Source organism: Caldiplasma sukawensis, from assembly GCF_052315375.1.
Classification (GTDB): Archaea; Thermoplasmatota; Thermoplasmata; order Thermoplasmatales; family Thermoplasmataceae; genus Cuniculiplasma.
In genome coordinates this window covers 1-19,944 of sequence record NZ_JBLSDG010000016.1, presented here as the reverse complement: position 1 = coordinate 19,944, position 19,944 = coordinate 1, and the positions used below count along the sequence as shown (strand labels likewise).

The 19,944-nt window shown below is 36.3% G+C and carries 19 protein-coding genes; 4 read left to right on the top strand and 15 right to left on the bottom strand.

Features of this window, described 5'->3' with window-relative positions:
• Positions 1-142: 142 nt before the first annotated feature.
• Positions 143-691 (top strand): tetratricopeptide repeat protein, encoded by a 549-nt coding sequence (locus ACNF4Z_RS07145; RefSeq protein ID WP_458328551.1) that lies wholly within the window; start codon positions 143-145, stop codon positions 689-691.
• A gap of 284 nt (positions 692-975) precedes the next feature.
• On the opposite strand, the gene ACNF4Z_RS07140 is transcribed toward ACNF4Z_RS07145, so the two are convergent.
• Both ACNF4Z_RS07140 and ACNF4Z_RS07135 read right to left on the bottom strand, forming a co-directional pair.
• Positions 976-1,314, bottom strand: a complete 339-nt coding sequence (locus ACNF4Z_RS07140; RefSeq protein ID WP_458328550.1) for a Rieske 2Fe-2S domain-containing protein — start codon at positions 1,312-1,314, stop codon at positions 976-978.
• An 18-nt stretch (positions 1,315-1,332) separates the two neighbouring features.
• Complete coding sequence (locus tag ACNF4Z_RS07135; protein ID WP_458328549.1) at positions 1,333-2,217, bottom strand: aminoglycoside phosphotransferase family protein; 885 nt, start codon at positions 2,215-2,217, stop codon at positions 1,333-1,335.
• A 363-nt stretch (positions 2,218-2,580) separates the two neighbouring features.
• Here ACNF4Z_RS07135 and ACNF4Z_RS07130 point away from each other — a divergent pair, with 363 nt between their 5' ends.
• Complete coding sequence (locus ACNF4Z_RS07130; RefSeq protein ID WP_458328548.1) at positions 2,581-4,548, top strand: M13 family metallopeptidase; 1,968 nt, start codon at positions 2,581-2,583, stop codon at positions 4,546-4,548.
• Here ACNF4Z_RS07130 and ACNF4Z_RS07125 read toward each other — a convergent pair whose 3' ends face one another.
• From ACNF4Z_RS07125 to ACNF4Z_RS07105, 5 genes are all read right to left on the bottom strand, one after another.
• Positions 4,549-5,775: an MBL fold metallo-hydrolase gene (locus tag ACNF4Z_RS07125; protein ID WP_458328547.1), complete on the bottom strand. Its 1,227-nt coding sequence runs from the start codon at positions 5,773-5,775 to the stop codon at positions 4,549-4,551.
• A gap of 3 nt (positions 5,776-5,778) precedes the next feature.
• Positions 5,779-6,543 (bottom strand): S-methyl-5'-thioadenosine phosphorylase, encoded by a 765-nt coding sequence (locus ACNF4Z_RS07120; protein WP_458328546.1) that lies wholly within the window; start codon positions 6,541-6,543, stop codon positions 5,779-5,781.
• A 79-nt stretch (positions 6,544-6,622) separates the two neighbouring features.
• Entirely contained in the window at positions 6,623-6,817 is a 195-nt protein-coding gene (locus ACNF4Z_RS07115; protein ID WP_458328545.1) for a hypothetical protein, read from the bottom strand.
• 42 nt (positions 6,818-6,859) lie between these two features.
• Positions 6,860-7,630: an aldo/keto reductase gene (locus ACNF4Z_RS07110; RefSeq protein ID WP_458328544.1), complete on the bottom strand. Its 771-nt coding sequence runs from the start codon at positions 7,628-7,630 to the stop codon at positions 6,860-6,862.
• On the bottom strand, positions 7,627-8,742 hold the full coding sequence (locus ACNF4Z_RS07105; protein WP_458328543.1) for a hypothetical protein: 1,116 nt from the start codon (positions 8,740-8,742) through the stop codon (positions 7,627-7,629). Before ACNF4Z_RS07105 ends, ACNF4Z_RS07110 begins: the two co-directional genes overlap by 4 nt.
• A 110-nt stretch (positions 8,743-8,852) precedes the next feature.
• Here ACNF4Z_RS07105 and ACNF4Z_RS07100 point away from each other — a divergent pair, with 110 nt between their 5' ends.
• Positions 8,853-9,323 (top strand): hypothetical protein, encoded by a 471-nt coding sequence (locus tag ACNF4Z_RS07100; protein ID WP_458328542.1) that lies wholly within the window; start codon positions 8,853-8,855, stop codon positions 9,321-9,323.
• Complete coding sequence (locus ACNF4Z_RS07095) at positions 9,289-11,166, top strand: amino acid permease (protein ID WP_458328541.1); 1,878 nt, start codon at positions 9,289-9,291, stop codon at positions 11,164-11,166. The genes ACNF4Z_RS07100 and ACNF4Z_RS07095 overlap by 35 nt, the downstream gene beginning before the upstream one ends.
• Positions 11,167-11,222: 56 nt before the next feature.
• Here the strand turns inward: ACNF4Z_RS07095 and ACNF4Z_RS07090 are convergent, their stop codons facing one another.
• From ACNF4Z_RS07090 to ACNF4Z_RS07055, 8 genes are all read right to left on the bottom strand, one after another.
• Positions 11,223-13,205 (bottom strand): M13 family metallopeptidase, encoded by a 1,983-nt coding sequence (locus tag ACNF4Z_RS07090; protein WP_458328540.1) that lies wholly within the window; start codon positions 13,203-13,205, stop codon positions 11,223-11,225.
• A gap of 16 nt (positions 13,206-13,221) precedes the next feature.
• Positions 13,222-13,614, bottom strand: a complete 393-nt coding sequence (locus ACNF4Z_RS07085; protein ID WP_458328539.1) for a hypothetical protein — start codon at positions 13,612-13,614, stop codon at positions 13,222-13,224.
• Between the two features lie 34 nt (positions 13,615-13,648).
• Positions 13,649-14,602 (bottom strand): type I pantothenate kinase, encoded by a 954-nt coding sequence (gene coaA, locus ACNF4Z_RS07080; protein ID WP_458328538.1) that lies wholly within the window; start codon positions 14,600-14,602, stop codon positions 13,649-13,651.
• A gap of 76 nt (positions 14,603-14,678) precedes the next feature.
• On the bottom strand, positions 14,679-15,614 hold the full coding sequence (locus ACNF4Z_RS07075; protein WP_458328537.1) for an aldo/keto reductase: 936 nt from the start codon (positions 15,612-15,614) through the stop codon (positions 14,679-14,681).
• 237 nt (positions 15,615-15,851) lie between these two features.
• Positions 15,852-18,008, bottom strand: a complete 2,157-nt coding sequence (katG, locus tag ACNF4Z_RS07070) for a catalase/peroxidase HPI (RefSeq protein WP_458328536.1) — start codon at positions 18,006-18,008, stop codon at positions 15,852-15,854.
• Between the two features lie 35 nt (positions 18,009-18,043).
• Positions 18,044-18,196: a hypothetical protein gene (locus ACNF4Z_RS07065; protein WP_458328535.1), complete on the bottom strand. Its 153-nt coding sequence runs from the start codon at positions 18,194-18,196 to the stop codon at positions 18,044-18,046.
• Positions 18,197-18,327: 131 nt separating this feature from the next.
• Complete coding sequence (locus ACNF4Z_RS07060) at positions 18,328-19,392, bottom strand: DNA methyltransferase (protein ID WP_458328552.1); 1,065 nt, start codon at positions 19,390-19,392, stop codon at positions 18,328-18,330.
• 279 nt (positions 19,393-19,671) lie between these two features.
• Positions 19,672-19,944: hypothetical protein (locus ACNF4Z_RS07055; RefSeq protein WP_458328534.1), on the bottom strand; the 273-nt coding region annotated here is incomplete at its 5' end.

Sequence of the window (19,944 nt, the reverse complement as noted above, 5' to 3'; positions counted from 1 at the left end):
GTAGCTATGAAGATTTACATGAAATACAAGGGAAATCTGGATAAATAGAACTTGAAAATGCTGTTATTGTTCATATTGCAATGAAAATCACGAACTACAGAACGAAGATAGCAGAATTAGGGTGGTTATTCGAAATCCTCTAATGAGTGACAATAACGAATCAAATAAGAGTTTAAATGATTATGGAGATTTAAATGATCATTATGCCTTTTCTCAAACAACACTCAAATTAAAAGAATGGACGTTATCAGCAATTGAAACTCAAATCCAATTGGATCCAGACAATCCTTCACACTATTTTGATAAAGGTAATATTTTAGTCGATTTAAAAAGATATGATGAAGCCATAGAGGCATATGAAAAAGCCATTAAACTAAACGAAAAGGATCCCTACTTCCATAATAATTTGGCTTATTCATTTTCTAAATTAAACAGGTTTGTTGAGGCAATAAAGGAAATGGAAATAGCAATAAAACTAAACCCAAATGATAAAATCTGTCGTTTGACTTATTCACAGATAATGGCACTAATAGACAATGAATATGAAGGAATGAAAAGCATCTCAGATGCAGTGAATAATGGTCTTATAAACAGAGAAGAACTTTTAGAATTTGTTAATTCAGAACTTTCTGAAGATATTTCAGAAAAGGAAAGAAAATTATTGAAAAAAATAATTAAAGCATTCTCCTGATTAACAGATATTTAATATTCGAAATTTGTTGATTTAACAAATTCATCTATTAAATCATTAATTTAAGTTACATTCCCTTCCTTTAAGACTTTATGGATTTTCAATATTGTATTAAAACATCGGAAAACACCCTGATAAGAAACAAAAGGATAGTTGTTTAGAAATCTGCCCTCATTATTGAAAAATATCAGATCATATGGTTGACTTTTTAGCCAGATCTGATTTTAAAAAATTAATTTATGACTTGATAATTATGTTAATAAGATAAAAAGTAAATCAGTATATCAGTCTGCTGTTTCTAGTTCAACAAAACCGTTGCTTTCTCTTATTCCGTAATGTTTTAACACATTTTTCTCCAGAGGCGTGTTTGGAGCAACGGTGGGTGGTTTAAGCATTTTCCCAGTCTTAAGATCGAATACTGCGCTGTGACATGGGCACTTTACCTCTTTGCTATCTTCATTGTATTCTCCAAGAATGCACCTTGCATGGGTGCAAACACCATCAATTGCGTGTAAACCATCCTTGTCCTTAACTATGAAAATTACATTATCACCTACCTTAACGGATACGTGACCTCCTGCGTTCTCAACCGCTTTAATTCCCACTATTTTGTGCCAGGTCATGCATTGTATATTTCAAGTTTATAAATAATCTTGACGGTAAAAATTATTCATGTAATCTTTAATTTTTTCGAAAGCCTTTTCCTTGCTCACAGTTCTTGAAATATAAAATATACTGTAGAGAGGTTCCACCATCCTGTAAAACATTATTCTTTCCATCAATTGTGCATCGCCTGAAATTTGGATTTTTCCTAAAATGTCAGGAATTCTTTCAAGTCCTGTGTGAAAACTAATGGCAGAAAGATCAATTGCAAAATCTCCCGTACCCGCTTCACTCCAGTCAATGATACCCTCGAATCCACTCAAATCCAATTTCAATATTATATTGTCCCTATAAAAATCTCCATGTATGAAACCATATGAATTCTCGCTTGATTTTTCTATGAGTTCCTTCATCCTTTTGATCATTTTATCAAATTCATCATCATATTTTTTGAATGATATCTCTTCCTTGAATCTATACATGAGTTTAAGTTCATTTGCCAGCCATTTTTGTTTCATTTCTTTTTTTGAAATATTGAAAAATTCATTGGCTCTAATTGATGTTGTATATTTGAAGAATTTCAATATATCATTCATTATGCTTTCATTTACCTCTCTTATTGAAGAAAGTGTTACACCATTTATGTATTCGTATTCAGCAAAAGGTATTCCCTGAAAACTATGCATCACATATTTAGGTATTTTAAATGGAAAATCAACGAGTCCATCGAGAATATTTTTTTCCTTTTCAATGTTTTCAATTGAAAATTTGCTCTTTGGGAATCTGAAAACTTTCCTTTCATCGGCAATAAGAACAATATTGTTCATTCCATTTCTATCGAATCTGAACTTTTTGAATTTGCCATATTCCTGGGCAATTTTTATGTAAAATTGATCATCTTTTTGATCAAAATACCTTTTCATGTAAGTAAAGTTTTAGTTTAATAAAAAACTTAACTAAACAGGTTTTGAAAATTTTTCTCCGTAAAGATTAGGTTTCATTCAATTCATTTAAAATAATTAAACAAATTACAAAACATCTGAATAAAATAGTTTCTCTTATTGTTAAAGAAATTTTTTAAGACAGTCAAACATATTATTGTGTAGTCAACCTTATGCTGCTTATATTTGCAAAGTTATTGAAAAAGTAGATTTTAATAATTGGTAAATATATATTTAAATCTGTTAATCCTTGTACATTACAATAAAATTATTGAAATTTGTCTCCGTATAAAAATTCTATATATATTGGATTAACCATTATTATATTGTTTTCCATTAACTATTATGAAAGAAAATGAAAAAAATATAGGCTTTTCAATAGAAAACATGGATCAATCTATTGACCCTTTTGATGATTTCTACAAATACAGTTGCGGAAACTGGCTTAAAAAAACCCAAATACCAAAGGACTTTCCATTTATCAACTCATTTCTGGAGTTATGGGAAAAAAACATGGAAGATCTGAAACAAATACTTGAGGAATCACTTCGTGACGCCGGAAAAACCAAGGAAGAGGAAATACTGGGTGATTTTTACCGTTCCTTCATGAACAAAAATGAAATTGAAAGAAAGAAGTTTTTCCCAATATCAGGAATAATGGAGAAGATACATCATCTTGGCAATATTGAGGAAGCCTCGGCAATCTGTGGTGAGTTGGCAAGTATTGGGGTTTATTCATTTTTTACCCCTGAAGTTTATCCGGACGCAAAGAAAAGTAACTTTTACGCCTTAAGCATGGTACAGGGGGGCCTTTCACTTCCGGAAAGAGATTACTATATGGAGGAAAGATTTTCAGATCTAAGGGAAAAATTCAAATTGCACATTAAAACAATGTTTGAAATGTACGGATTTCCTGAGAGGGAAGCTGCAGATAAGGCACGCATGGTATATGAAATAGAAGAGAAGATAGCAAGTATAAGCTGGCCTTCTCAGGAACTTAGAGACGAAGAAAAAAATTACAATAAATACAGTTATGAAGAGGTGAGAAATCTTCTTAAGCCAATTGATTACAATGTATATCTGAAAAATCTTGGAGTAGAAGGACCAGAATATGTAATAATCGGACAACCTGATTTTTTCAGTAAATTAAGTGAAATATTATCAAAAGTATCCATAGAGCATATCAAGGCATATCTGAGATGGAGAGTTCTTGTTCATTTCTCACCCTTTCTCCATGAGGAGGCGGAGAATGAAAATTTCAATTTTTTTCAGAGAGAAATTTATGGAACTGAACAGAAAATGGAAAGGTGGAAGTTTGCAGCCATAAATCTGGACAGATACATAGGAGATGCCATCGGGAAAATATATGTGAAAAAGCATTTCTCAGAGGAATCTAAGAAGAAAATGGAAGAGCTTGTAAGTAATTTAATAATGTCTTTCAGGGAAACCATAGAGAACTCAGCGTGGATGAGTCAGGAAACAAAAAAAAGGGCTATGGACAAATTATCAACATTGAGAGTTAAGATAGGGTATCCTGAAAAGTTCAAAGATTACTCATATCTTGTGATAAAAAGTGATGATCTGGTTGGAAACATAATCAGAGCAGGCCAGTACGAGACTGCCAGAATGATGAAAAAAGTGGGAATGAAGGTGGATAGGGAAGAGTGGTACATGACGCCACAGACAGTAAATGCATATAATAATGTGAGGGGAAATGAAATCGTTTTTCCTGCAGGTATACTTCAGCCGCCATTTTTTGATCCTCAAATTGATTATCCTGTTAATTATGGTGCAATAGGAACTGTCATAGGGCATGAAATAACACATGGTTATGATGATCAGGGAAGGAAGTATGACGGTAACGGAAATCTCAATTCCTGGTGGTCAGAATCTGACGAAAAAAAATTCAATGAACTGTCCCAGAAGGTGGTGGAACTTTATGGCAGCATTGAGATGCTTGAAGGTATGAAGATAAACGGATTACTTACTGCAGGTGAGGATATAGCAGACCTCGGAGGCGTTTCCATTGCCTTCAGAGCGATGAAGAGAAAGATGGAAAAGGATGGAAGACCCTACCAGAGAAAGGATGGATTCACCCCAGAGCAGAGATTTTTCATATCTGCCTCTCAGATCTGGAAGTCAAAAATCATGGATAATGCACTTAGGCAGAGAATAAAAACCGACAATCACTCTCCGGACAGTGTTAGAGGATTGATTCCTATTATCACAAATCCAGAATTCGAGAACACCTTCAGTGAGAAGAGCAAACTCAAAAGTTATAAAAATAAAATGCCCTACACTGGAATATGGTAATCATTCCAGTGTGAATTCCTTTCCATTGAAGGGTAAAATTACATTATAGTTTTCCAGGTCATCCACAATTGCCTCTCTGTTATCTCCATGACACAGGATTACGTTTTCAGGCTGGCATCCTTTAATGAAGTTAAGGAGATCATCGTGGCCGGCGTGTGCTGAAAGGTCAAAGAATTCAACCTGCATTGCAGGTTTTACCTCAACTCCAGAAAGGTTGATAGTACCCCGCTCCAGGAGGTTTCTTCCATTTGTACCTTCAACCTGAAAACCTGATAAAAATATTGCACTTTTTTCATCCCTTATTAGCTTCTCAATATATGAAAGAACAGGGCCTCCGTCCAGCATGCCGGATGTGGAAATTATGATGTCTGCTTCATTCATATTTTCCCTCATTCTTCTTCCACGTATTTCCTTAACAGAAGAGAGAGCCTTTCTGAACTCCTTCTCTGATCTCAGATATCCGTGTGTGTTCAGAAATATGCTTGTTATTAGGTTGCCCATACCATCAGTTGCTATCCTGTAAGGCAGGTCAGAAAGAGTCATAATGAGTTCCTGAGTTCTTCCCATGGCAAAGGATGGTAGTATCACCTTTCCCCCATGTTCTACAACTTCTGAAACCCTTTCTCTCAGCCTTTTCCTTACCTCCTCTCGATCTTCATGATTCTTCCCTGCATATGTGCTTTCAACTATGAGGTTCTTTGTTTTAACAGGTTTTGCCCCATTTAGAAGTTTTGACTGCCCAGTGTAAAGATCTCCTGTCACCATTATCTCTGAACCATTCTGAAAATGCCACATGGTTGAACCAGGAATATGCCCAGCCGAACGGGGTGTTATTCTGACTCCCTTGTATTCAAATGTATTTTCGTACTTTACAGGATTCATCCTCGTATACATAGTTTCAATATCATCTCTGTTGAACCTTTCAACATACCCCTCAAGTGAAGTGACCTTCACTGCATCGTTCAGCATTGGCCTTGTGGTGTTCGCAGTCATTTCAGTTGCAAAAACCTCAGTGCCAGAACCCTGAAAATACATTGGCATGGCACCAATGTGATCAAGGTGAGAATGGGTGATGAACAATCCGTCAACCTCCTCAGGGGGAAGTGGAAACTGTGGTGGTTTCTCTGGAATTACGCCATAATCAACCTGAAATCTTACCCCATCCATTTCCATAACTATTCCGAGCCTTCCTACTTCTTCGGCTCCTCCTAAAAACTTTATCTTCATAATTTACAACCTCGCATTGTCTAACCTTCCGGAACATTTGCAGGCTCTTTCATTCTTGTGATTCTTCACAAAATCAATTATTGTATTTCTTGTCTTTTCATCATTTTCCTTCAAAATTTTAATAACCTCTGAAGCCTCCACAGCCTCATCAAGCCAAGCATCATAATCTGTAACAGTGGCAATCATACCATAACACATGCCAAGCTCATCTGCAAGTGATATCTCTGGTACCAGAGTCATTCCTATAATGTCCCCAAATTGCCTGAACATCTTTGACTCAGCCCGTGATGAAAACCTTGGACCTTCAATAACCACATATGTACCTTTTCCATGGGTTTCAGAGAATTTTTTGGCAGAATTGTAAAGTTCACCGCTCAATCTTGGGCAGAATGGATCAGCTGTGGATATATGAACAACATCAGGTCCATCATAAAATGTTAGTTTTCTATTCTTTGTAAAATCTATAAACTGATCCGGTATGACTATATCCCCAGGCTTCATTTCTTCTTTAAGAGAACCAACAGCGTTTATACCAATTATCTCTTCACATCCAACTTCCTTCAAGGACCATATGTTTGCCCTGTAATTTACATTATGGGGGGGTATTGTGTGTTTTTTACCATGCCTTGGAAGGAATGCAACATCAATACCCTCTATTGATCCAATTTCTATCTCTGAAGATGGAACGCCAAAAGGGGTTTCCATTTTTTTGCTTTCTCTGACATCTATAAGATCATATAAGCCGCTTCCCCCGATAAATCCTATCAAATTAAATTCACTCCTCGTTGGTAATTATTAGATAATATTTAATCTATTTTTATGTAGACTATTGATTCCCCTTCTCAATTTATTTTTTAATACTCTTCTTATCCTCAAAAAGTGCTCCTGAAAGTAAACCTATCACAAGGAATATCTCAGGAGGAAGTATATAATATACAAATTTGAGACTTGGAATATTTGTTGTAAATGAGAGGGCAATGCCCAGCACTAAACCTATGATCACACCAATGAGCGCTCTACTGAACGCCTCCCTTTCACTCATGGATGGTTATTCCTTCATATTATAAATTATGTTTTAATGACCTCATTTGTCAAGGTGTTTTTCTACTGCAGCGATTATTTCATCAACATGCTCCCTTGTTGAAGCCTTTGGAATTGGATAAACTCCTAGATCAAGTGTATACAATAGACTGTAAATTGCAGGGCTTAGTCCGCTTTGCTTTATTTTTTTTGAGATTTCAGGATCTGATGGCATTTTATTTTTATTTAATGGTGAGTAGGCTATTATTTCAATTCCATTTGTTTTACAGAAAGATTTGATTTCATTGAAGGTGTCTGTTTTTTCAATATTTATCTGAATTTGATTTGCCTTGATTGTTCCTTCACTCAATTCCCATGCCTCCTTGAGTCTTTTCAGATCGTAATTGCTCACACCAATGTTTCTTGCGTATCCCTGCTCCTTAATATACACCATTTGTTTTATTAAATCTCTGTGATTAACGGAATCATCTGGCCAGTGAATAAGGTAAAGATCCACGTAATCTGTTTTGAGTCTTTTAAGTGAACCTTGAATTGCCTTCTCCACATTTTTAAAATTGGACGGCCACACCTTTGACGTTATGAAGATCTTATTCCTTTCATATTCTGAAATGGCGTTTGAAACCATCTCTTCTGTGTGGCCACCCCCATACATCTCTGCAGTATCAATGAAATTTATGCCTTTTGAGAGCCAGTATTTCATAACATTTGTTTCCTCAACATCTTTCGAATGATCGGGATCATGGCCTCCACCCATTCTCCAGGTACCAAAGCCATTTGCCGTAGCTTCAAAATCAATAAATTTTCTTGTCTTCAAGATTTCACCATTTGACCAATTTCCTCACCAATTGAGCCTGCAAGTTTCAACCTGTTTCCTATTTCACTAAGCCTGTTCTGATCCTTTGTTCTTAGATCATCCAGATATTTCCTAAGTGTATCCATGTATTTTTCAAGAATTGCCTTGAACATAGGCCTAATTGAAATGGTGGATAGGCAATCCGTTTCACCAAATCTAAGACCCGAAATTCTTACCTTATAATTTTCCAATTCCATCACATTTCCATACAATCTTGAGATTGCCTCCAGTATTTTCTGATTCTCCATATACCCAGTAAATGTTGGATTTCCTGTAATATCTATGTCTCCAATCTCATTATGATACTCAACTGAAAGGAATGTGCTTTCATCACCCCTTGAAAGTATGAATGTGAATCTCCCTTCGCTGTCAGGATCTTCAAATACACTTGTAAAAGTTCCCTTATTGATGTTTGCAGATGTGAGATAGTATTTATCTATCTTTTCATAATCTATCTGTGCATCTTTTCCAGTCCAGTTCTTTCCAGAGTATATGGGTATTTTGATGTTTTTTTCCAGTTCTGAAAATTTAAGTGTCTCCTGAAACATAGGAATTGCCGATGGATTAAGATTGAACTCGTATTCAATATTAAGATATGTTACATATTTCACTGTGCTTTCATATCTGTCATTATTCAATTTCATGTTCACCGTATAATCTATTACAGGAATAGGATTGCCAGAGAAAAATGCCTGAACATTTTTGATAATGTTGACCCTTGATGCGTTCATCTTTGTTTCAAGGGCAGCCAGTCTTTCATTAATATCATCGTTCAGTTTTTTCTTGTACTTCTCAAATGCTATTTTCATGTAATCGGAAAGATCCTTCAAAAGTATGTCAAACTGAGGAAAAGCGTTCTGTTCATTGAAGTCAGTTACAAATTTTATAATATCCACATTTAATTTATCCAGAGATGCCATCTGTTTAGGCTGGACTTCTCTCAACCTGTCAGCACTGCTTTTGTATTTCTCATATTCTTCCTTGCTGATAAGCGCATCAAGCCCATATTGAAGGAAAAGGTTGCTGAACTTTAATTCTCTATCCACATTCTGAGAATCTATGTTTATCCCCATAGCGAAATGTTTAGCCAGTTTTTATTTTTTTTCTTTTACTCTGTAATTTATAATTTATATATAATGTAATTTTTCAAAACTATTATAAGAATAAACACATGGCGCTTAACATGGATACACAGGGGTCATCAGATCCAATGAAACCTCTGATTGACAACATGGAATCAGACATAAAGGCTCTTCTTTTATATGCAGACAGAGACCAGGAAATATCAAGATTGGATATAATAAAAAGACTGGAGGAGAGCAATGAGGAATCAACGAGAGAATTTCTGAATCTGGTTAGAAGAAGGGAGTCAAGGAATGAGGTCAGGCTCATAATTGCCACATTTGGAGAATTTGTTCTCTCTGTTTTTCTTTTTATAATAGGTATTCTCATGATAATACCAACATTTTATGAGATTAATCCATCATACACAATATTCTCATATTATTATTCAATTCTGAAATATTCCTACCATCTTTCCGGCCTCATTTTCCTTCCTGCAGTGATAAATTTCTTAATCTCTATCATATTGATACTCTCCGGGGTCACCGCTTTGAGAAATGCCAAGGATACAATTAGGAAAGTTTTCAGGTGATTTAATGCTTTCAAAACGAGAAGTTAGAAGGATCTTCATTGAGAGATCATTAATATCACTGGTTGGTGCAATAATATTCTTTATGACTCTTGCAATCACAATTGAAAACATTTCCTTCATTGAAAAAATAGGAAAGGAAGATGTAACACATTTTTTCTTTGTTGCAATGCTGATCATAATACTTATGATTTCCCTTTACACTGCCCTTACACTTCCACTTTCCCTAAAAGTTAAGTTTTTCAGGCCACAGATCAGGGGGAAAGCAAGGCCTGTTTATGGTTTTTTCATAGTTCTTTCAATAGGAATCGGTTCAACACTTGGATCCCCATTGTTCATACTTATTCCTGAAAACGCACTTCAGTATGGTGTAGTTTCAACGATTTCATTGATTATTGCAGCATTCACATCATATCTGATGTCCAAAGTATATTTTTCAACATATGTATTTCATCAGGAGAATGGCAGGGATATTGTTGGGGGACCAGCATTTGTAAGGGAATCCTATGGAACTTTCTCACTTAGATACTTTATCAGCAGAACATCAATGTGGGTTGCAAACTCATCTCTCGCAGCTTACTGTGTTATAATATTCTTTCAGTTGCTTTTTATAACTGTCCCTTCTCTATTTCCAAAAGGATCTCCCTTCACAGACTATTTTATAGTCTTTGTGCTTGGAATATTTGTCATATGGTTCATAATCAACGCTTTTTTTGAGGACAGATTCATAATCCTAATAGGAAAGGTACAGCTGGCAATGACCATTATTATGGCCATAATTATAGTGTTTGAGGAGGGTCTGATTTTTAGAACAGGCCCAATATCAGGTAAACTAATTTTCACATTCAGTGGAAACATGGTTCAGGATATTCTCATCAACACGGGTTATCTTTTCATCCTGTTTTTCGGTTTTCAGGAGATAATGGCATTTCAGAGAAGTGTAAACGAAAACAGTAAAATCCAGATATTAGGCAGAAAAATAGATCTTACAAAAAGATCAACAATAAGGTGGACAATGTTTTTCACAATAATAATAAGTTCTTCTATCAACATAATATATTCAATTGCCGTTATGCTTACTCAGGCCCATGGAGAAGGTATATCAAGTGCTGCGATTCCAGCTTTCCTCATAGCTGACAGGGTGGGTGGAAATCCCGGAAAACTTCTCATGATATTGGCATTTGTTATTGCTACTCTGACCACATTTGTACCTGCATTCATGGCAGCATCCAGGCATCTTAGATCCTTCGGGGAGGATCGCATATTTCCCTCAGGCATAACAAACGTATCATGGGCATTTACACTCATCTTTATCGTCATTCTTATAGAGACAGGTGAAAATTTCCTCCTCAGTATAACGGACTTCATGGTTCTAATAAGTCTGGGTCTGATCTGTCTTTCAGCCCTAAGGTATCGTTCAAAGCTCGGAAAAAAGAATGGAACTGTATTTCCTGTAGCAGTTGGCATTCTTACATTTACATTTGCAGCTTTCAATTATTTCATAGATCCAGAAGTGGTTCTTTTTTCAATTCTACTCATATCAATACTCTATTTTTTTCACAGTCTCATAAATATGGAAAGAGCTTCACTGAAATTATTCGTGGCTTCACTTTCCTTAATATTTTTCATGCTGGTTTTTGCCCTCAATTCTTTCGCATTACTCTCTGACATATCAGGAATCCACTTTTGGATAATGGATTTTTCACCTTTTGATGTAATATTTATTTCAGCAATCTCATTACTTGCAATATTCGTCTGCTCTCTTCTCGATTTCTTGATAGAATGGAAAATCATGAGAAAAGTTACAATAGGAAGGGTCATAGAAAACGTGCTAAAAAATCAATAAAATATGAATAAATTAGAAATTAATTTTTTCATCTTTTTTTTAACGAATCCAAAAGATCACCATATGGAGATCTTTTCCCCAATTCTGTTTTTACTGTTTGGAAAAACCTGATCAAATTTTTCATGTACCAGGGCGGGTATCTCTCCCCGAACTGCATCTGGAGAGTGTGGATCATTTGATATCTGGAACCTCAGGGCTTCGTCTCTTATCTTTCCTCTCCAGCTCTGGGCCCATCCTATAAAGAACAGTTGCTGGGGAGTATATCCATTTATCTTCTCATTTTCCCTCCCCTCTCTTTTCAGTTTTCTCTCCAGGGCTGCGAATGCTATACTCACACCACCTATATCGGCTATATTTTCACCCAGAGTTAGTTTGCCGTTGATTTTCAATCCCTTTATTGGCTCTACTGAACCGTATATCTTAACAACTCTCTCTGCCTTTTCAAGAAATCTTTCCTCATCCTCCCTGCTCCACCAATCAACTATGTTCCCATTCTTATCAAATTTTCTCCCCTCGTCATCGAAACCATGTGATATTTCGTGTGCTATTGTACCTCCTGTGGATCCGTAATTTACAGAATCATCAAGTTCAGGATCGAAGAATGGTGGCTGCAGTATCCCTGCCGGAAAAACTATCTCATTTTCAGTAGGAGAGAAGTAAGCATTTACCGTTGGTGGTGTCATACCCCAAAGTTCATGGTCAACTGGCTCATTTACCCTTTCCAGCCATATGGAAGCCTCGTGATAATTGCAGTTGCTAACATTTCCAATGAGGTCACTTTCGTCTATATAAAGGGAAGAGTAATCCTTAAATTTTGAAGGATAGCCTATTTTTGGCCTGAAGGTTTCAAACTTTTCAAGGGCTTTCCTTTTTGTCTCCTCACTCATCCAATCCAGCCCTTTTATCCTCTCCCTGAATGCATCCATTATATCTCTAACCATGGTTTCAACCCTTTTCTTGGAAGATTCTGGGAAATAACTTTGAACGTATATCTTTCCAAGGGCTTCTCCCATTAGGTGATCAACAAGCATCACTCCTCTTTTCCACCTTTTCTCAGGTTTCTGTATTCCCAGCAGTTCCTTCATGTAAAAGTTAAAATGTTCCTGGTAAAATTCATTATGCAGAAAAGGGCCTGCAAACTCCAAAATTCTGTATTTCAAATACTCTTTTATGTCATCCAGACTCCACTTGACAAGAAATTCATTCAATTTTTCAAGAAACTCGGGCTGTCCCACTATGATATAAGGGTAATCCCATACATGTATCTCATTCAGTATGTAAAACAAATCAATGTTTCTGTATTTTTTCAGATCATCTTTCCCAAAACGATTGTAATTTTTTTCAGGATCTCTCAATTCCTCGGGTCTTTTGCTGTATTGAGCAAGTTCCTTTTCCATGTTGAAGATCCTCTCACCCCTACCTTTTATGTTTGACGAGGCAAAAATGGAGAATGCCTTGTCTATGTGCTCTATGTATTTTTGCCTGATTTCACTGAACTCTTCATTGAAGTAGTAATCCCTGTTTGGAAGTCCAAGCCCACTCTGGTAGATGTGTATCTGATACCTGGAACTATCCTTTTCGTCAATATCCACGGATACTGAAAAAAATGTTTTAATTCCATGCATAATGAAATAGGGAAACAATTTCCTTATCTTATTCAAATCATCTGCAGATTTAACCATGTCAATGAGACCACCTATGGGTCTGAATTTTTTTCTCTCTATTTCATCTTCATTCATGTATGAAAAATACAATTTTCCAAGCTTGTCTCTCTCTTCATCCTGCATTCCAATATTTTCCACACACTCTTCCAGTATTTTTCCAAGTATGAATGTGTTTTTTTCAATGAGTTCATAAGTTGCTCCCCAGGACAACTTTTCATCAGGTATTTTGGCCTTTTCTAGCCACTTACCGCATGCGTATCTGAAAAAATCCTGTCCCGGATCAACTGAAGTATCCATATATTCAAGCTTTATTGCAGGATCTTCAGGTTTTTCATCATCCTTTATTCTGTAAATTTTTGAAATGAGTTTATCCATATCTTCTCACCCTTATTCACTGATTTATCAGCACAGTTTCAAATTTGTCAAGTATGTCCCTTTCCACGTGCTGGTTCCAGACCATTTCGGGTATATCCACGGCAAGAAAAATTTCGCTTATGAATATTGTTTCTATTGCTGTTATAGCCATATTACCAAGCCATCTACTCACTCCACAGTTTACAATCAGGCTATTACCATCATTTTCCAAAACAAATGTAAGACTCCTGTCGGCAGCAATCAACCCTCTGAGTATGCCGACCTTGTAAGCCTGAACAATGCCTTTCTTTCCATCTGAATTGGATTGAACCTTCCAGTCCATGTTTATTAACATATTTTTAAGTTTCTCAGTTGCATCATTCACATCATAATTTCCTTCGTAGACCCGCTCTTTTTTAAAATAGGACATACCACATGATGGAAATCATGTGAATAAAACATTTTCATATTTTTCTCATCATTATACTTCTTGTCTTATGATTTTCTGTTTTTTCCATTATGAGCCTTGCGTGATATCTGGTTCTCTCTATGTTTTCCTTCAGGTTCTTGCCATTTATCTCATCCCAGATCCTTGAAGAGATTCTTAAAGCCTCTTCGTCTGATATGTTTGCATACTTCCTGAAATATGATCTTTCATCTGTGAAAGCAGTTTTTTTAAGTTTGAAAAACCTCTCTATGAACCATTTTTTGATTATATGTTCCTCTGCATCTATGTATATTGAAAAATCAAAAAAGTCTGAAACCATAAGATCCGGCCCGTTTGCCCTTATGTTTGTATTGTGTGGTTGCAAAACGTTGAGCCCCTCAAAAATTATTATGTCTGGATCTTCTATAATCAATTTCTCATCCTTCACTATGTCATAGGTGAGATGTGAATATACCGGAACCTCCAGTCTGTTTACTCCAGACTTTGCATCGTAAAGGAACCTAATCATATTCTTAAGATCATAGGTCTCAGGAAAACCCTTCCTGTTCATGAGCCCCCTCTCTTCAAGTATTTTGTTAGGGTAAAGGAATCCATCTGTAGTGACTATGTATACCCTTGGGTTCCATTCCCACATCTCTATCAGTTTTTTAATCAGCCTTGCTGTGGTACTTTTTCCAACTGCCACACTCCCTGCAATTCCAAGAATATATGGGATCTTCTCATTTTTCATTCCTAAGAAGAGTTTTCTGGATTTTGTCAACTTCATATAATTGTCATAGTAAACTTTCAGAAGTCTTGAAAGTGGTGCATAAACCTCTGAGACCTCAATCATATCAAGGTTCTCATTCAACCCTCTTATGGAAGCAAGCTGATCCTCGGTGAGGTTTATCTTTCTCCTATCCTTAAGTTTTTTCCACTCATCCCTTTCTATTGTGACATATGGGGTATGTAGAGTTTCCCTGCCCTCCATAATACAATATATACTGTTGGTTAATAACAAATGTTATTTTTATTTTCAATAATATTTTGTTTTTAAATTATATGACTTATTTTGCAAAGTAATCCAGTTCTATCTCTGATGATATACTGTCCAGAGCTTTCACATCATTGTCTGAAAGTCTAAAACTTGCTGCAACTGCATTTTCAGAGAGCTGTTTCTTATCCTTGGCCCCTGGAATTGGAAGGACTCCCTTGCATACCAGCCAGTTAAGTGCAATCTGTGACACAGTTTTTGAATACTTTTCTGACATTTTTTTGATTTCATCCATAAGTGGTTTTGAAGCACTCATATTATAGGTTGAAAACAGTTCATTTCCTGCTCTCACATCACCCTTTGGCCGGTTATCTTTGTTGTATTTTCCTGTTAGAAGTCCCTGGGCCAGTGGGCTCCATGCAATGATTGTGATGCCATTTTTCCTGCAAAATGGTAACACTTCCTCCTCTATCTCTCTCTGAAGCAGATTGTATCTTACCTGGTTTGAAACTATCTTCACTCCATCTAGGATATCCAGGGCCTCTTCCATATCTCTCACGGAGAAATTACTGACTCCAATTGCACCAATTTTTTCTTCCTCGCAAAGCTCTTTCATAGCCCTGAATGTATGTGACAGTGGTATCTGTTCCCATGGATCCGGCCAGTGGATCTGATAAAGATCAATCTTTTTAACACCGAGTCTCTCCATGCTTGCCTCAGCAGCTTTTTTTAATTCCTTGTACCTGAGGTGTGCTCCGGCCACCTTTGTTGCAATAACAAGGCCATCCTTACCATAAATTTGCAATGCTTTACCAAGTATTTTCTCACTGTGCCCATTACCATATAGTTCTGCTGTATCAAGAAAATTTATGCCTGTTTTTTTTGCCTCACCCACAGCCTCTATGATTTTATCATCCTCTCCATTCCACGAAGAACTTGCCTGCCAGAGTCCCATGCCAATATGTGAAACTTCCAGATCAGTTCTACCGCCGATTTTTAATCTTTCCATACTTGATGATTATTTTTAATTTTATAAATATAGAAAATCATTACAGATAATGTAATCGAATTATAAAATATAAAGAATATATTAATAATTAAAATATATATCAGAATTAAATTATATATGTTTGTATGAAAAAATTTATTTGAAAATGTGTTTTATGAGCAGGTAATTTAAATTGGTGGAAAAAGATCATCATTTTTGAATAAAATTATATATCTAAAGTGATTTAATATTCCCCATTTAAACCCTTGGGACATCAAATCTGTCAAGCATCATTACCTTGTTCCAAGCCTTTGCAAAATCCTTAACGAATTTTTCTCCACCATCATTACTTGCGTAAACCTCTGCCACTGCCCTCAGCTCTGAATGAGCGCCAAATATAAGATCATTGCGAGTAGCCATGTACTCTTCTTTTCCGGTTCTCCTGTCTATGCCTTGAAATAGTGTTTTAGAATCATCCACAGGCCTCCACTCAATCCTCATGTCAAGGAGATTCACAAAGAAGTCATTTGTGAGAGCCCCTGGAGAATTGGTGAAAACCCAATTTTTACTATTTCCGTAGTTAAGACCCAGCACTCTCATACCACCAAGTAAAACTGTCATCTCAGGGACAGAGAGGGTCAAAAGCTGCGCTCTGTCAATAAGTAAAAATTCATCATAAACTCCTCTCCTAAAGTTGGGATCTCTGTAATTTCTGAATCCGTCCGCCTTTGGCTCAAGCACTGCAATATTTTCAGGATCTGTATCAGCCTGAGAAGCATCATTTCTTCCAGGTATGAAGGGTATTTCAATTCTGTAGCCAACTATCCTTGCAGATTCCTCTATTGCAGTATTTCCACCTAGAACAATCAGATCTGCAAGTGAGATCCTCTTACCATCACGGGAACTTTCATCAAACTCTTTTTTTATGTTTCTAAGGATTGAAAGAATTCTTTCAAGGTTCTCAGGTTCATTCACTTTCCATTTATTCATGGGGTCAAGTGCAATTCTTGCACCGTTGGCCCCTCCCCGATAATCGCTTCCTCTGAATGTAGATGCGGCTGACCAAGCTGTATAAGCAAGATCTCTTATACTTAGACCTGAGTTCAGAATTGCCGATTTCAATTTTAATATGTCATTTTTTTCAACAAGTTTGTAATTTATCTTTGGTATGGGGTCCTGCCATATCAAATCCTCTTTGGGAACCAGGGAACCAAGGTATCTTGATTTTGGTCCCATATCACGATGTGTAAGTTTGAACCATGCTCTTGCAAAGGCATCCTCAAATTTATCAGGATGTTCAAGATAGTACCGTGAAATTTTCTCAAAAACAGGGTCAAATCTTAAGGCCAGATCCGTAACAAGCATTGTTGGTTTTCTTTTTTTCGTACTGTCATGTGCATAAGGGGTGGTCTCTTTTGCATCCTTTGCAACAAACTGCCATGCTCCGGCAGGACTTTTTTCAAGCTCCCAATCATACTTGAATAGATTTTCAAGAAAGCCAATGCTCCATTTTGTTGGCGTTTCTGTCCATGTAACCTCAGGACCACCACCAATTGTGTCATCTCCCTTCCCGGATCTGTATGAACTTACCCATCCAATGCCCTGGTTTTCTATGGGTGCCCCTTCCGGTTCTGGCCCAAGATGAGATGTGGGCCCTGCTCCGTGGGTTTTACCGAATGAATGGCCTCCTGCTATAAGTGCAACTGTTTCCTCATCATTCATGGCCATCCTGCTGAATGTCTGTCTTATGAAGTGAGCTGCCTTCTTTGGATCAGGTTCTCCATTTGGCCCCTCAGGATTAACATAAATTAATCCCATATGATCTGCTGCAAGAGGTTCAAGAAGATTCCCTTCTCCAGTGTGTCTTTCATCGGAAAGCCAGCTATTCTCTGGTCCCCAGTATACTGACTCATCAGGCTCATATACGTCTTCTCTCCCACCTCCAAAACCAAAAGTTTTGAAACCCATGCTCTCAAGGGCGGTGTTGCCTGCCAGTATCATCAAATCTCCCCAGGATAACTTTCTTCCATACATTTGTTTGACAGGCCACAGAAGTCTTCTGGCCCTGTCAAGTAGTATATTGTCAGGCCAGCTATTGACCGGGGGGAATCTCTGTTGTGCATGTCCTGCACCGCCTCTTCCGTCTGTTACCCTGTAAGTTCCAGCTGCATGCCAAGCCATCCTGATGAATAGTGGTCCGTAGTTGCCGAAATCTGCAGGCCACCAGTCCTGAGACGATGTCATTACTTTCTTTATCTCCATTTTTACCTCATTGAGATCAAGTGTCAAAAACTCCTTTCTATAGTCAAAGTTGCTGTCCATTGGACTTGAAAATGGACAGTTACTGCGAAGAATTTTCAAATCCAGTCTTTCTGGCCACCAGTCTTCCAAACCTGCTTTTTTCATTTTATTCATTATAATTACTCTCCAATGATAATAAGTATTAATTACTAATATTTATTTTTATTTTCTTTTATATACTTATTTTGGTATAATCTTAATTTAATATTCTCATTATTTTTTAAAAAATCATTTTGAAAACCCTCATTTTCAAAAATTTTTATTGCATCCATTTTAAATTTTCCCAAAATATTTTCTTTCATGGAATTCACAAATAATTGATTTAATAATTAAAAAAAAATAAACAGATTTTTATTAAATCATAAATGAAAATCAATTAATTGGTACTATTATATCTGCAAAAAATTAATTTCTCACTAAAACTATTCAATTTTCAGTTTTTTCTTGAAATTTCCTTTCTCATATCATTTATGCTGATCATTTTTCCATCCTTTTTAACATACCAGTAATCCCATCCATTGTTCTTTTCCTTTCCAAGTATGTATGCACTTATTCTGTGAATTGAGCCGAACTCCTCATTGTATTTCAGAGTACCATTAGCCAGCACCACTGCTCTGAATTTTTCGTCAGGTGAAAACAGGTATTCTCCTGCCTTTATATAACCAAGTTCTAAGAGTGCACCAAATGGGACCCTTTTTTCCTTTTTCTCCAGTGGATAAATCAGTGATTCCTGTTCCAGTGGTGTTGTGTTTTTAATTCTGTCTTCACAGGCCTTCACATACTCTTTTTCTCTCTCAATGCCGATAAATCTCCTTTTCAGCTTTTTTGCAACAGCAAGAGTTGTGCCAGATCCGGCAAAAGGATCAAGCACTATGTCAAAGGGTCTTGACGTTGACGTAATTATTCTGTAAAGCAATGCTTCTGGTTTCTGAGTGGGATGTGTCTTATCTCCGTTGATTTTTATCCTCTCCTCACCCTGGCATATGGGTATGTACCAGTCACTTCTCATCTGAAGATCATCGTTGTATGCCTTCATTGTTTTGTAATTGAAGATGTATTTTGAGTCTCTGTGTTTTGTCGCCCATATTAGTGTTTCATGGGCATTTGTGAAGCGTGTTCCCTTGAAGTTAGGCATGGGGTTTGTCTTGATCCAGATGATGTCATTGAGTACCCAGTATCCAAGATCCTGTAGAATTTTTCCAACCCTGAATATGTTGTGATATGTCCCAATCACCCATATTGAACCATTTTCTTTCAACACCCTTTTGCATTCCTTTAGCCATTGAATCGTGAATGTGTCATAACTTTCAAAATTTTGAAACTTATCCCATTTTTCCACGACTCCATTAACTTTTGTATTATTGGGTCTGTAGAGATCATTCTCAATCTGTAAATTATATGGAGGATCTGCAAATATCAAATCAACACTTCCATCTGGTATCTCTTTTAATACATCAGTGGTGTCTCCTTCTATTATTTTATTAATGATCTGTTCAATTTCCAAGCGCTATCCTACCCTCATCATTTTAAATAAAATTAAATTTTAATATTTTATAAATCATTATTTTAAACAATCAAGTGGATATGTCTCACTAATTTCCTTTTTTCGTTCTCCTTACTCATACCTGGTAATAAATTATGGTTTACAATAATTAAAATAAAATATTTCGGAGAAAATCATCTTTTACTATTCAGGTGTACCATGTTCATACGTAAAAAGTGGTGAAATTTTTAAAAGTAAAATGATATCCAGAATATATATCATTATCGAGTAAGCTTATCTTACCCATTTTACACCCTTTACTGCGTAGATCATTATAAACACAGAAACTATGAGTAATATTGAATAGATCCTTGCCAATATTATATCTGTAATTTCTTCGTTAAGAAAAAGTAGAATTACTGAAAAATAATAAATTATAGCCGCACTGGCCACAATCCAGAAAATAATTCGGTTTCTTCTGTTCCATTTTGCTCTGATTATAAAATGTGAAATGAAACTCTCTTTTTTTCCCAATATTACCACCTTCAAATGCATTGATTCAATCTT